Genomic DNA, 12,745 nt, shown 5'->3' on the forward strand with positions numbered 1-12,745 from the left:
TTTCTAAAAGCCGTCTCTAATTCATCTTTATCTACTATCTCAAAAAAATCATATAATCTTGATCTCCCAGGTATTCGTATAAACTCTACTCCTAGTAATTTTTTTATCTCCTTCCTTTTAGCATTTGCTTTCATCCATTTATATACCTCTATTGGATTCTTTGCTCCCATTAATATAGCTATTATCGATAAAAACATTATTACCGGCAAACTATACTGTCTCCCCTGTGGTCTTGCCTGTTCTGATATATGCTCTTTTAAAATTTTCAATAATTCTGGCTCCATTTTTTCTCCCGATATAAATATACTTTTTTGGCTTTATAGCAAAAAGTATTCCTTAGTATCGGAATGGGCTATATGATATATCCTTTTAATATAAGTTTTTATTTAAAAAGATTTTTAAATTTATATTTTTTTAAATTTTTTCAATCTTTCACTATTACTTATTTTTGGCTTAATAATTTGTTTTTTTCTTTTGCTATTCGCACTAATTATGTCATTGTTTTTACCTACTAAATAGTCTAAAGTCTCTTTTCTAGGTAATGGCTCATTTGTATTCATTGTTACAACACATTTTATACATCCATTTAAACACTCTTCATTATGCTTTTCATCAATAAATAATCTTTCTTTAGTTTTTTCTATCCAAGTATTCCATCGATTTTTTGCTAAGTCATACACGTAACCAACACCACCAGATTGATTATCATAAAACATTAAAACATATTTACCATCTATCTCTTGTACTAATGAAGCTATCTCTCTTTCATCAATTCCTAACTCATCAACTCCACTTAGTTTCATAGCATTTGCTAATGTTTGAGCTATTTTAATATCTGTAATCTCTCTTTTAGGAACTATTATAATTGCATCAGTTATCATTTTTGCCATTAAGTTATAATTTCTCCAGATAGTTGGATGGCTTTCAAGGCATCTATTCAAATCTGACTCACTGTAAATAGAAGCATGTTTTTTAAACGATGTTGGCAATTTATCATAACTTCCTTTATTTACCTGTCCATTTTCAGACTCTGCATATCCACACTTTGTACAAATTGCAAATCCATATCCTTTTTCACCTTTATTTATTCCATAAATTGATGTTTTTTCTTTATAAACAATTTTAAAATCATCATATTCAAAAACAATATCATTCTTTGAGGTTGAATATATTTCACTATGTATTTCAACTCTTCCTATTTTTTTAGGACTTGCAATTTTAAATGACAATTTATCTGAAGCAGCAGTAATATAACCATTTTTAGGTATCAAATAATTTGCTGGTTTAACACTTGCCTCACATCCATCCATTTTACATTTATGAACGATATATTGAGATGTAAAAAAATGACCTTTACTACATATATAAATAAATCCATTTTCTCCAAATGCTTCATCTAAATTTTCTCCAGTAAAATGTTTTGAAATCCCTTTTGATTCAATCAGTTTTCCTCCAGCTAATATTTTTGAACCTGGAACATATTCAGATAAAGCTATAAAACTTCCCCTTGATAATTCAAATTCATCTTTTTCATCTCTTCCTTGATTAATAACTTGAAGTGATTTTACATCTATAGGAAAACCATACTTTGGTAAAATTTGAGCATTAGAAAATACTTCAATCAAACTCATGCCATGCTTTTGTTTAATATTGTATCTAATTGCATTTTTATGGCTTACTACTGTTGTACTGTTCCAATCATTAAAGAGTTCTTTTACATCATTAATATATTTATCACATATTTCTTGAATATTCTTTTTAAACTCTCTTAGTAGTTCATAATAATCAAAATCTTGTTTTGTATATGCAAAAATTTCTCTAAAAAAGTTTTTGTCCTCTTCTGAAATTTTATAAGTTTTCAAAAAAAGAATAAACTTCTTATAAATTGACTCTTCCTCTATTTCAAAATCAAATTTTGAGTAAGAATTATCAGTAAATTTTGGAATTTCCAAAATGCCTACAAAAACTCCCATCTTATTAAAAGAATTAACTAAATTATTTCGACTGTCAAAATAAGATTCATAAAACTTTGAGAATATAAAAGAGTTAAAATGCCTAATTACCACTTTCTCTTTTTCAAGAGAAATTGTTAACTTTTTAAGTGGTTTTTCCATATAAAACTTAAAATTTCTAAAAGCATTTTGGTCAAAATGTCTTGTTTTTGCATAAGTCAAAGTAATTGACGAACCATCTGTTCTTCTTCCTGTACGTCCTGAACGTTGAATATAATTTGCTTTATTTGGCGGAATATTTGCCATTAATACACCACTTAAACCACCAATATCAATACCAACTTCAAGGGTTGTTGTAGCAGATAAAATATTTCTTTTCCCTTGAATAAAGAGATTTTGTAATCTTCTATTTTCCTTTTGAGAGAGTTGAGCAGAGTGTTCTTCTGCCCAAAGTCCCATACTTAATTCTTTTGTTCCTTTAAGATACATATTTCTATATCTTGAAAAATAAGGATCTCTATTTAAATCATCTTGAGATACTTTTTTTAGATTGACAATACTATTTTTTTCAGGAACTATATTGTTTACCGCATTTTGCCAAATTGTTTTATTTATGGTATTTAAATAGAGTGTACTTGGTATTGTTAAGCCTAATTCATAGAATACAATTCTAAAAGCATCTACTACTCTATCATCATCAGATTGAACTTCTTTATATTCAAGCCATTGTATATCTGCTCTTTTTGAAGCTACTAAAAATGTTTCATAGATTGCTTCTAAAAAAATATGAATATTTTCATCGGTATCCGCCAAATTGAAACTTCTAAGAATAAAAGCTACAAATCTATATAAAAAACTTTGATTAGTTACTTTTAAATTATAAAGCTTTTTACCTTTTGCATTATATGTGATATATTGACCAAGACCTATTTTTGAAAATTTATCTTTAATTTCATCAAAATATACTTGTTCTGCTGTAATTGCTTTTAAATCTCTAAAGATATATAAAAATATATTTAAAATCTCTAGTTTTATTTTCTCAAAATTATCATATTTATCATCAATAAATATATATTTGAATTTATCAGATAACTCTATTGACTTTATAGCAGGATATATAAATTTTATCAATCCCAAACTTTCTAAGTTAATATCTTTGATATTTGGAGTAATAAGAGACTCTACTACTCTTGAGTAAATATTTCTTTTGATAGCTTCTAAATTTTTCTCATAAGCTAATTGTTCTCTTTCATCATAAGATTGTCTCCTCATTCTTTCCTTATCAAAAAATTCTCCAAGTAACTTATGATTTTTTATTTCATGAATTAAATCAGGTATTGTTATAGCAGAGTCCATTTTTGAAAGTTCAATTTTTAAACTATTTATCTTTTCTATCACTTTTTCTCTAATCTTAGGATTTTCTATACCTTTTAATTTTTTTTCATTTTCTAAAATTTCATTTTGATAATACTCTTTTAATTCGTTATTTTCATTTTCTAAAATTTTATTTTGAATCGTTTCAACTATAATTCTTCGAAAAAGTTGAAGCTCATGTTGGTATGTTAAAAGAGAACCAAGCCTTGCTGCTTCACTTCTACTATCAGAAAAAATTAAAAGTCTTCTTCCCTGAGCTGGTAAAAATCTATTAATCTCTTTATCTATTTTAGGCATATTAACAAGCATTGTTTCAGCAACTAAAGGAAGTAAAAACTGATCACTCAAACCGATAGGAATAAAATTATCATTAGAACACGTTGGACAGACTGAATGAATATAAAATTTGTTATTATAGTCATGTTCAGAGCATTCTTTTCCATCTTTGTTTATATAAATTGATTTTGAAGACTCTTTAAAACTTAAAAAATAGCTATCTTCATTATCAAACTCATTTGATATAAACCTTTTAAGATGTAGTTGATCTTTATCATCAAATTTTCCATAAAAAAAGTGTTCACCACATTCAGAACATTTTACAAGATTTAAAGTAGGTCTCTTGCAAGTTGTACAGTTATAAAAAATCCCATGATGAATTTTTCCTATTCCTTCAATCTTTGAATCTGGACATTTTGGATTGGAACATATAGAAAAACCTTGTAAGCTTCTAACTTGTAAATGTAACTTGTGAGGGAGTAGCGGAAGTTCATTATCATTTTGTCTTGCTTTTGCTCCAATTGTAAAAATATTTAAAAGAGTTTGAGAATCAATAGAGTCAGAAATAATTCTTTGCAGTTTATTAAATTCAATAATATCAATATCATTTTCTTCTTCTGGTTTTGACAATATTTTTAAAATTTTAGGAAATATTTTGTAGTTTTTAAATTTATTATATAAATCAAGATTATTTTTTGTTATTAAATTTGAAATGTCTTTAAAATCTTCTATTTCATTATCAACATTTATATCTTTATCAATTTCTTTAAACTCTTTTTCACCACGAACATTTATAATTTTGTATTTACTTTTATTAAAAAATTTACTAAAGAAATCTTGTTGCTCTTCTTTATTATCTGAAATTGTTGCTGTTGTAGCAATATATAAAACCTTTGAATTATTAATTTTTGCTTTTGTAATCACTCTTCTTAGTAAAAGTGAAACTTCTGCGGCAAGAGTTCCAGTATATAGATGAGCTTCATCTACAATTATAGTTCTTAGTGCATTGCCTATTAAAGGATAATCATTTGGTCTTGCTAATATATATTCAAGCATAGAATAATTCGTAATCATTATATCTGGAGGATTTTTCCAAGCTTCCTCTCTTGTTTTTACAAAGCATTTATCATTAAATTCATCTGTTGCATATTTTTCTTTTTTTGGTGTTTCACTATTGTAAAAAAACATTCTAATTTTTGATTGCCCTTTTAGATATGAAAACAGTCTTTTATTTTGATCTGCAACTAAAGCATTCATTGGATATAAAATAATTACTCTTACACCTGTTTCTCCCTTTCTTCTTGGGTTTGATATTAAATCATTAAGCATTGGTAGTAAAAAGGATTCTGTCTTTCCTGAACCAGTCGGTGCAGTAATAACAATAGCTGGTTTGTTATTTTCATCCATATCACTTACAATCTTTAAAGTCTCATATTGATGTTTATATGGATAAAAATTAGGATCAAAGATTTTATTTAAGTCAAGAAGTTTCAAGAATTTTTTATTCAAAAATGGTATATTGTTTAAAGTTTGAGTATGCTTTTTTGCAGGGAATGCACCCTCAACTAAAATTTCTGAAATTAATCCATCCTCTGATTTTATAACTTCATTTAATTTATTTTGCAATTCACTATCTCTAATATCTATACTACTTAAAGCAACTTCTTCTAGCCTTTCCCTTAAATTTTCTGCTAATTCTATAGCATTTAAATAGTCAGCCATTTAATCTCTCCAATGCTTTTTTTAAATAGTATTTTCCATTTATATAATGCATAGCAATTTTTAAACTATGTTCTTTAATCTCTTTTAAAGTTGTTATTCTAAATAAATTGTCAATAATCTCTTTAATAAATTTTTCATCCCTTTCACCATTTAACTCAACTCTCATAGATACTAGATAATTATAAAAATAATTTATCAATTTATTTGAGTTTGATGCTTGTAGAAGTTTAAATAATACAATTGGTGTATCAATCATAAAATTTTCTTTTCTATTAAGAACAATTTCATTAAGTATCTTAATAGATTTTTCGGTATCAAACTTAAATGAAAACAAAGTATGATCTATTAAGTTTTTATATTTTGAAAAGTTTAATTTAAGCATATCTCCATTTATATTTATTTGTTCACTATAAAATTCTGAAAAAAATTCTTTTAAATTAGTATCAATGCCTTTTCTTAGAAAATTTGTAAAAGAGTCTTTTGATAAAAATATATAATTTGACAATAATAAATTTTTTATTACTTCAAAGTTTCTATAATCATCAAAATTATTTAAAAACTTTGAATCATATGTACTATCTATTATATTATTTTCATGTATCAGTAGAGCAGAGATTAACTTATTATCAAATCTAAATTTATTATCTGTAAATTCTAAATCTTTAACCAAATATCTATGATATTGAAACTCTTGATCTAATAGTATTAATTTTGAATTTTGTGGAATATTTTTACGTATAAAAATTTCATTTAAATTTGTATCTGATAAAGATATATATTCATCAGAATTTTTATAATAAAAAATACTATTATTAAGAGTATAAAATTTATCACTTGAAATAAAAATTGTTTCTCCAAATCCATCTAAACTATTAAATTTAAATATTCTATTTGGTTTAATACTTTGATAAAAGTTTGATTTACTTTTAACATAAAACTTTTCACTTTTACTAAAATCGCTTAAATAGTACTTATATTCAAGAATATCATATTTAGTCAGAAAAGATGATCTATCTACAATCTCACACTCATATCTTCTATCAGTAAAAACTTTAAAAAGCTGATATTTTTTATATTTATTATAATTTTCAATGAAATTGCAATTTAAAACTTTTTTAAATACTCTGCCTTTATATTTTAAAAATATTGTATGTTTTGGAAATACAACCATTTCCGGATGTAGTTTTACTTTAATTGTATTATTTTGAATATCACTAAAATCAGCATAACCAACAGAGTATGACCACTTTATTACTTTACATTCATCTGGCAAATCTGATAACGATATTTCTTCTGTATCAGAATTGAAATGCATTACTTTTAGTTCAAATATATACTCTTTATCAATAACAAATGAGTCAAATGAGTAATCTGTTTTAGCACAAGTATATAATACTAAATTATCAATAAAATCAGGTTTTTCAATATATGTTTTAAAATTTAACTCAAATAATACTTCATTATCATATATTATTTTACAGTCATCTTTATATCCTACAAATGGAACTAAAGTAGCATACCCTTCAAAATATTCTCTTTGATTATCTATATTAAAATTGCAGTCCAAATCTGAATCAATTAAAATGTGATATTTTTTAGAAGCATTTAATTTTTTAAATATATTTTGACAAATATTACCATCTTCATCAAATAAAATCATCTGTTCACTAAAATCAAATAGTGTAATCTCTGTAGCATATACTACATCACTATCTTCATTTCTAACTTCCAAATCTATCTGATTAATTTTGGGATTTGAAATTATAATTGGAGATTCTAGTATTAATTCTTTTGAATTGTTTGCAATTAAAATACCTTTATATTCATCATCAATATAAATTTCATATCTAAAACCACTCAAATTAAGTGAATAGAGATCTTGTGCATTAATAGTAAAATTAAGACCATCATATGAATAATTAATCTTTTCAAGATAAAAGATTGGCAAATCTTCATCTTGTGTTATCATCAATTGCTTTTTAACTCTTTGTTTAGCTGCTTTTAATAACTCATCTAAATTTAGATGTTTAAACCAGATATTTTGATTTAAAATATTTTTGACTTGCTCTTTTGATAAAATATTATCTCTATATCTTCTTAAAACTCTCCATCCATCACTAAACTCTTTTGAAAAATTTAGTGAATCTACATTTAAAAGTTCTGAAATTACTATAAGCAGATTATAATTTGAGAGCCATAACTTTAAATTATCAATACTATTATTTAATAGTCCAATTTGTAATAATATTGTATTTCTAAGATATTGATGCTCATCTCTGTTTTCAAAATCATTTCTTAGATTAAACTCTTTTGTTGCTAATTCTATAGATTCTTTTAAAAAATTATTTGGATTTTTTCTCGATATAAAATAAGTATCAAGAAAAAAAGTAGTTGTTCTTGCATATTTTTCTAAATCTTCAATAATTATATTCCAAAGTGAAGAATAACTTAACTTATGTTTTAACCTATATGTTACATAAATCAAAAATATTAATCCTACAAATGCTTTCCTATTTTGTGATAATTTTTCAGGTCTTTCTCTAAAATGAAACAAAATTTCTTCAATAAAATCAATATCATTTTCACTTAAATTTAATTCTATAATAGATTTAGTATTTTTGTTCTCATAAAAAAAATCAACAATCCTACTAACAACCTCATTATTATATTTCTTTAAAATTTCTTGTTTATTTATCATTTTACACCTCTCGCAAACTCCTCATCAATGAAGATCTCACAATACTCTTCACCATCTTGTACGATTATAATATTTTGACCCGTTGGAAGATAGATCGCTCTTTTCAATGTATTTCCTAAATTTAAAATAAACTGTAAATATCATATAAATAATCTATTTAATTGTTTATTAACTAATAGTAATTAATTTTTGATAAAAACAATGTTAAGTAAAAGTCACTTTATAATTCACACCAATCTTATAAAATGAAAGATTTTTATATCTATTAAATATTATTTAAATATTTAATAGATATACTATAGATATATGTTTAATATATCTTAGATAAAGGGTTATCTTGATTCTAACACTCTCACATCAAAAAGGTGGCGTAGGAAAATCTACAATAGCTTGGAATCTTGCTTTTGAGCTTAGCAAGAATATTGATGTAAAAGTTATTGACCTTGATATTCAACAATCTTTGAGTGTTGCAAATGATATAAGGGTTAATAGTGGTTTGCCAAGTATGCCAATTGAAAAAATTGAATCACCTGATAGGCTTACTAAACTTATTCAAAATGATACAGATGATCAGTTAATTATTATCGATTCAGGAGGTTTTGACAGCTCTTTTAACCGTATAGCTATCGTTGCATCTGATATGATCATAACACCTATTTCAGATAAACCTTTTGATCTTATGGGATTAAAAAAGTATGAAGAGATACTGCAAACTCTATCAGATATACAAAAAGAGACTATACAGTCTCATGTAATATTTAATAGCATCAATCCATCAATGAGAAGATTTGAAGAATTAATAGAATTTGTAGAGAGTTCCAAACATTTCAAACCATTAAAAACAATACTGCGTCAAAGAGTTGATTATGCAAACTCCATAGGCTCTGGTAAAACTGTATGCGAATACAAGCCAGCATCAAAAGCTGCTCAAGAAATACTTGCTCTTGCCAAAGAAGTAAAAGAGCTATTGAATATATTTTAAATATCAAAAAGATATACTATAGATATATAAAGGATATGTTATGGCAAAAAAAGATTTTTTAAAAAATATCGATCAAGTAACATCTTCAGCTGCTCTAGATGAGCAAAAGAAGTCTTTAGAAAAACCTCAAAAGAAGAAAAAACTAATCTCATTACCAGTTGAGTGGGAAGAGAAAATCAAAGCATATTATGGTGGTTCAGTAAATTCTTATATTCTTATAGCTATTCAAGAGAGGATGCAAAAGGATGGGCTTTTGTAAAGATAAAAAATAGTGTTACATTGTAACGATATATTAAATCAGTTGTTTATGGAAACGATAATGCCAGGTCGGAAAATCCAACCTTTTAACATCAATAAACTTATGTTACTATTATTAGAAACAAAAGCACTATAACTAACAACATTATAGGGTTTAGTCTCGGCAAAAAAAAGCCCGTGGGAGCTACCCACAGGCTTTGCCGGGCCATTAACCCCATAAGGTTGTTAGTCAATATAATTATATCATTTTTCAAAGTCTTTTTCATCCTACAACTATGAAAAGTAACTATTAGAAAAAACTGTAAAGTAAAAACATAATTAGTGTGTTTTTTGCTATATGACTTTACAAAAGTGGATTGCTATGACAGCCGACAAGATCAAAACAAATGTTTACCTTGATAAAGAACTCAAAGAAGAATGATCTGTTAACCCTTTTTTAGGCTTTAGATAGCTTTAAAGATATATTAATCAAGCTTTAAAATAGTCCCTAAATGATCTTTTGCCTTTTTTATACTCATTATGTCCAATATGGTACATAATGCCTAAAATTGTAAAGATGGTTAATGGCAAAAAACCTAATATATCCTGCATTTCCAATCCTTTTTTAATATCAACAATTCTATACAATTAAAGGTCACAATGACCCTCTTTTTTGTTTTTATCGTCAATGCTTTTGCCAATCGCTAAAATTGAACCAATTAAAGCAATTATCCCTAAAATAATATTTGCTTCCATTACATTCTCCTTTGGAATATAACAGCTACCTTGCACTATTTGAATATCTTGACAATCCATTCTCATAGCGATATTTTCCAATTGCTATGATTGCAACGATTAGTGTAAAAGTTCCAAGTATTAAATTAAACACTTTTTAGCCTTTCTTTTTTATCTAATATAAGCTCCAGCCAATGTCCTATTGTACCAAAAAGTAGTACATTCATTGATAAGGTATTGTAAATTAAATACTGATAAATACCAGCTCTCAAGATATGATACTAATTACAAAAGTCTACTAAGAAAAAATGAAATTTTAACTAATTGACTACAACTATAAAAGATAATATAATAACAATAACTACTAAGAAGGTAAAAAATGGAAGAGATAAAAGCGCTGTTATTACTTATTTTTGCAATAGGTTTGCTATATGGTTCAATGCAAAAAAAGCATAAAAGAGGTAATAAAAAAATAGAAAATACTCTCCATTAAACTACCTGTTCACTACTTTAGTTTTCCCTTCCAAACGTTTTTAATACGCTTTTTATGCTGCAATCTATCTATACAGATAATAGAACATACAACCACACCAAAAACTGCTATACCTATAACTATTTCAGAAACTGTCATTGGCTAATTTACCTAACTATTAAGTCCAATAAATGAGCCTATGCCAAGTCCTGTTAAAATAATTGCAGTAAACCATTTAATTGGATCCTTATTAACTGCATTTTCGAACCATTCTATAAATTTCATTACAGATTCAACCATTTTTCTTTCCAAATAGCTTATGGACTTTTTTAATTACTCTTCTACTAAGTTATTAACATACTCATCTATTATTACATTTGCATTATTACCCACAGATAATAGACAATAACTTGGTGCCCAAAAGTATGACTTATCGAAGTAATACTTTTTTACATCTTCTTTAAACTCTTTTCTAATAAGCCTACTGCTTACCGTTTTAAAATTGTTTACAAGCTTTGAGAGTTGTACCTGCGGTTGTGTTTCAAATGCTATATGTACATAGTTAGGTTTAAACTCAATATTGGTAATTTCACACTTCCAAGCCTCTTCAAATATCTCTTTTGCGATTTCCTGCAATCTTTTTGCAATCTCTTCATTGATTACATCTCTTTTAAACTTAGAAACTACAACTAAATGATACTTTAGTCTAAATATAGCGTGTCTATTCTTTTTATATAGGGTTTTATCCATTCTTTTACCTTCTTGACAACTGATACTTAGTTGTATTACAATACAACAGAAAGAGATAAAAGTCAATAGACAAAAAGGAGCATAAGATGGCAAACATTATCTATAGAACCAATGGATATGTTGTAGAGTTTGAGATTAGTGAGCCAATCTCTTACAATAAAAGCGAAAGATTTCAAGGTATGTATAAAATGCTAAAGAGTCTTGGCAAGACTGAAATCATCTCTCCAAAACTTGCACAAGCTCTTGAAGATGCAGGTTTGCTTGATCAGTTCCTTTTTGACTTGGAGAGATTTAGTAATGGCGATTGTGACTGTTTCTATATCATTAATGACGAGCATCAAAGAAAAAGAGTTATCGATCTTGAAAGTGATGAAAAGTTTGAAGTGTATGCTCAAAATAAATTTGGATATGTACTTAGAAATGAAGATGGCCCACAAGCGTTTGTAGATAAAGATATGTTTAGAAAGTGTTTTGCAGTTTTGAAAGGTTAAATTGCAATTTTGATATTTTTTTATATCAAATTGCAATGAATATACTAAAATAGAAAAATCTAAGCAAAGGATGGTCAATGACAATTATTAAAGCAGTTTACAACTATTGCGACTATTTTTACAGTTTTGAACTTAAGAGTAATATAGACAATTGTAACGGTGATCTGAATAGAATGTTGGCATTTAGAGAAATCGGCGAACTAAAGCTAACTGATCTATCAAAAGAGTTCGTGGACTCATTAATAAAAGATGGAATCTTAATCCACTTTACTCAAGACTTAGAGAGATTGAGAAATGGTACTAATGACTCTTTCTATTTAATAAATCAGTATAAAAAGGTAGTAGTAGATAGAAATACAGGTGAAGAGTATATTGTATATGCATCTAACAATAGAGCTCACGTACTTTGTAGAAAAAAGGATAATGCATACGAAACTATAGTAACACCGCTAGTTTTAGCTTTAAACTATAAGGATCCTAATGAAAAAGTGCAAAAGATTGATTATGAATACTACCAGAATATGATAGATTTTTATGACTAAAAGTACTTATCTAGCCACTTTTTAAAAGCGCTATCATCTTGATGCAAATCAGCAAAAAGGATAAAAGCCAGAACCGCTACAAACATAGCTGATGCTTTGTACTCTTGCATAGAATACATTCCGGTAATGAGTAGCACCAGGACAAAAACAAAAAGGTATTTTATGTACTTTTCCATTTTATCTCTTTCTTTTGGTAAATTTAGAACTTAGTCTTTTTTATGCAATAGTCGATAAAGCTCACTATTTGGGTTATCTTTTTCGGTGAAATAGTAAGCAAATCCGGCGAATATCAAGCCTGTAATGATTTTTATCATTTTTACTTCCATATATTTGTACAAAAATTTGAAAAACAACATCAATATTTAATGATTTTTTCTTCTACTTCCCTGATATTGTAGCAAAAATTTAATAATTTTAAACTGCTTTTTAGCTTAATAATCAAGCATATTAATAATACATTGACTACGACATAATGATGGCAAAAGGATGAGTAATTGAAGAGATAAAGGCATTA

At 26.6% G+C, this 12,745-nt stretch carries 12 protein-coding genes; 4 read left to right on the plus strand and 8 right to left on the minus strand.

What is annotated here, in order from left to right:
* From BM227_RS04410 to BM227_RS04420, 3 genes are all read right to left on the minus strand, one after another.
* Positions 1-284, minus strand: a 284-nt coding sequence (locus BM227_RS04410) for a transposase family protein (RefSeq protein WP_143089669.1), incomplete at its 3' end; no start/stop codon positions are given.
* A gap of 120 nt (positions 285-404) precedes the next feature.
* Positions 405-5,324: a DEAD/DEAH box helicase gene (locus tag BM227_RS04415; protein WP_092911581.1), complete on the minus strand. Its 4,920-nt coding sequence runs from the start codon at positions 5,322-5,324 to the stop codon at positions 405-407.
* Positions 5,317-8,022, minus strand: a complete 2,706-nt coding sequence (locus BM227_RS04420; RefSeq protein WP_092911583.1) for a hypothetical protein — start codon at positions 8,020-8,022, stop codon at positions 5,317-5,319. Before BM227_RS04420 ends, BM227_RS04415 begins: the two co-directional genes overlap by 8 nt.
* 337 nt (positions 8,023-8,359) lie before the next feature.
* Here BM227_RS04420 and BM227_RS04425 point away from each other — a divergent pair, with 337 nt between their 5' ends.
* Complete coding sequence (locus tag BM227_RS04425) at positions 8,360-9,004, plus strand: ParA family protein (protein WP_177201988.1); 645 nt, start codon at positions 8,360-8,362, stop codon at positions 9,002-9,004.
* A 40-nt stretch (positions 9,005-9,044) separates the two neighbouring features.
* Positions 9,045-9,263 carry a hypothetical protein gene (locus tag BM227_RS04430; protein ID WP_092911588.1) on the plus strand — a complete coding sequence of 73 codons (219 nt, stop codon included), beginning with the start codon at positions 9,045-9,047 and terminating at the stop codon, positions 9,261-9,263.
* A gap of 467 nt (positions 9,264-9,730) precedes the next feature.
* Here BM227_RS04430 and BM227_RS13135 read toward each other — a convergent pair whose 3' ends face one another.
* The 4 genes from BM227_RS13135 to tnpA all read right to left on the minus strand — a co-directional run bounded on the left by BM227_RS13135 (position 9,731) and on the right by tnpA (position 11,198).
* The gene (locus BM227_RS13135; RefSeq protein WP_281244296.1) at positions 9,731-9,853 is read right to left on the minus strand and encodes a hypothetical protein; all 123 of its coding nucleotides are present in this window, start codon (positions 9,851-9,853) and stop codon (positions 9,731-9,733) included.
* A 628-nt stretch (positions 9,854-10,481) separates the two neighbouring features.
* The gene (locus BM227_RS13140; RefSeq protein WP_281244297.1) at positions 10,482-10,607 is read right to left on the minus strand and encodes a hypothetical protein; all 126 of its coding nucleotides are present in this window, start codon (positions 10,605-10,607) and stop codon (positions 10,482-10,484) included.
* 12 nt (positions 10,608-10,619) lie between these two features.
* Entirely contained in the window at positions 10,620-10,748 is a 129-nt protein-coding gene (locus tag BM227_RS13145; protein WP_281244298.1) for a hypothetical protein, read from the minus strand.
* A 33-nt stretch (positions 10,749-10,781) separates the two neighbouring features.
* Positions 10,782-11,198, minus strand: a complete 417-nt coding sequence (gene tnpA / locus BM227_RS04435; RefSeq protein WP_092911590.1) for an IS200/IS605 family transposase — start codon at positions 11,196-11,198, stop codon at positions 10,782-10,784.
* An 86-nt stretch (positions 11,199-11,284) separates the two neighbouring features.
* On the opposite strand from tnpA, the gene BM227_RS04440 reads away from it, so the two are divergent.
* Entirely contained in the window at positions 11,285-11,689 is a 405-nt protein-coding gene (locus BM227_RS04440) for a hypothetical protein (protein WP_092911592.1), read from the plus strand.
* Between the two features lie 77 nt (positions 11,690-11,766).
* Positions 11,767-12,231 (plus strand): hypothetical protein, encoded by a 465-nt coding sequence (locus tag BM227_RS04445; RefSeq protein ID WP_092911594.1) that lies wholly within the window; start codon positions 11,767-11,769, stop codon positions 12,229-12,231.
* Here the strand turns inward: BM227_RS04445 and BM227_RS04450 are convergent.
* The gene (locus tag BM227_RS04450; protein ID WP_092911596.1) at positions 12,228-12,407 is read right to left on the minus strand and encodes a hypothetical protein; all 180 of its coding nucleotides are present in this window, start codon (positions 12,405-12,407) and stop codon (positions 12,228-12,230) included. The genes BM227_RS04445 and BM227_RS04450 overlap by 4 nt on opposite strands.
* Between the last annotated feature and the right edge of the window lie 338 nt (positions 12,408-12,745).

It is taken from the genome of Hydrogenimonas thermophila (genome assembly GCF_900115615.1).
GTDB lineage: Bacteria > Campylobacterota > Campylobacteria > Campylobacterales > Hydrogenimonadaceae > Hydrogenimonas > Hydrogenimonas thermophila.

What these genes read in the sequence shown, in the direction of transcription:
- BM227_RS13140 (WP_281244297.1), bottom strand. Translation starts at nt 10,607, where the DNA reads ATGACAGTTTCTGAAATAGTTATAGGTATAGCAGTTTTTGGTGTGGTT.
- tnpA (WP_092911590.1), bottom strand. Translation starts at nt 11,198, where the DNA reads ATGGATAAAACCCTATATAAAAAGAATAGACACGCTATATTTAGACTA.
- BM227_RS04430 (WP_092911588.1), top strand. Translation starts at nt 9,045, where the DNA reads ATGGCAAAAAAAGATTTTTTAAAAAATATCGATCAAGTAACATCTTCA.
- BM227_RS04420 (WP_092911583.1), bottom strand. Translation starts at nt 8,022, where the DNA reads ATGATAAATAAACAAGAAATTTTAAAGAAATATAATAATGAGGTTGTT.
- BM227_RS04445 (WP_092911594.1), top strand. Translation starts at nt 11,767, where the DNA reads ATGACAATTATTAAAGCAGTTTACAACTATTGCGACTATTTTTACAGT.
- BM227_RS04415 (WP_092911581.1), bottom strand. Translation starts at nt 5,324, where the DNA reads ATGGCTGACTATTTAAATGCTATAGAATTAGCAGAAAATTTAAGGGAA.
- BM227_RS04450 (WP_092911596.1), bottom strand. Translation starts at nt 12,407, where the DNA reads ATGGAAAAGTACATAAAATACCTTTTTGTTTTTGTCCTGGTGCTACTC.
- BM227_RS04440 (WP_092911592.1), top strand. Translation starts at nt 11,285, where the DNA reads ATGGCAAACATTATCTATAGAACCAATGGATATGTTGTAGAGTTTGAG.
- BM227_RS13145 (WP_281244298.1), bottom strand. Translation starts at nt 10,748, where the DNA reads ATGGTTGAATCTGTAATGAAATTTATAGAATGGTTCGAAAATGCAGTT.
- BM227_RS13135 (WP_281244296.1), bottom strand. Translation starts at nt 9,853, where the DNA reads ATGCAGGATATATTAGGTTTTTTGCCATTAACCATCTTTACAATTTTA.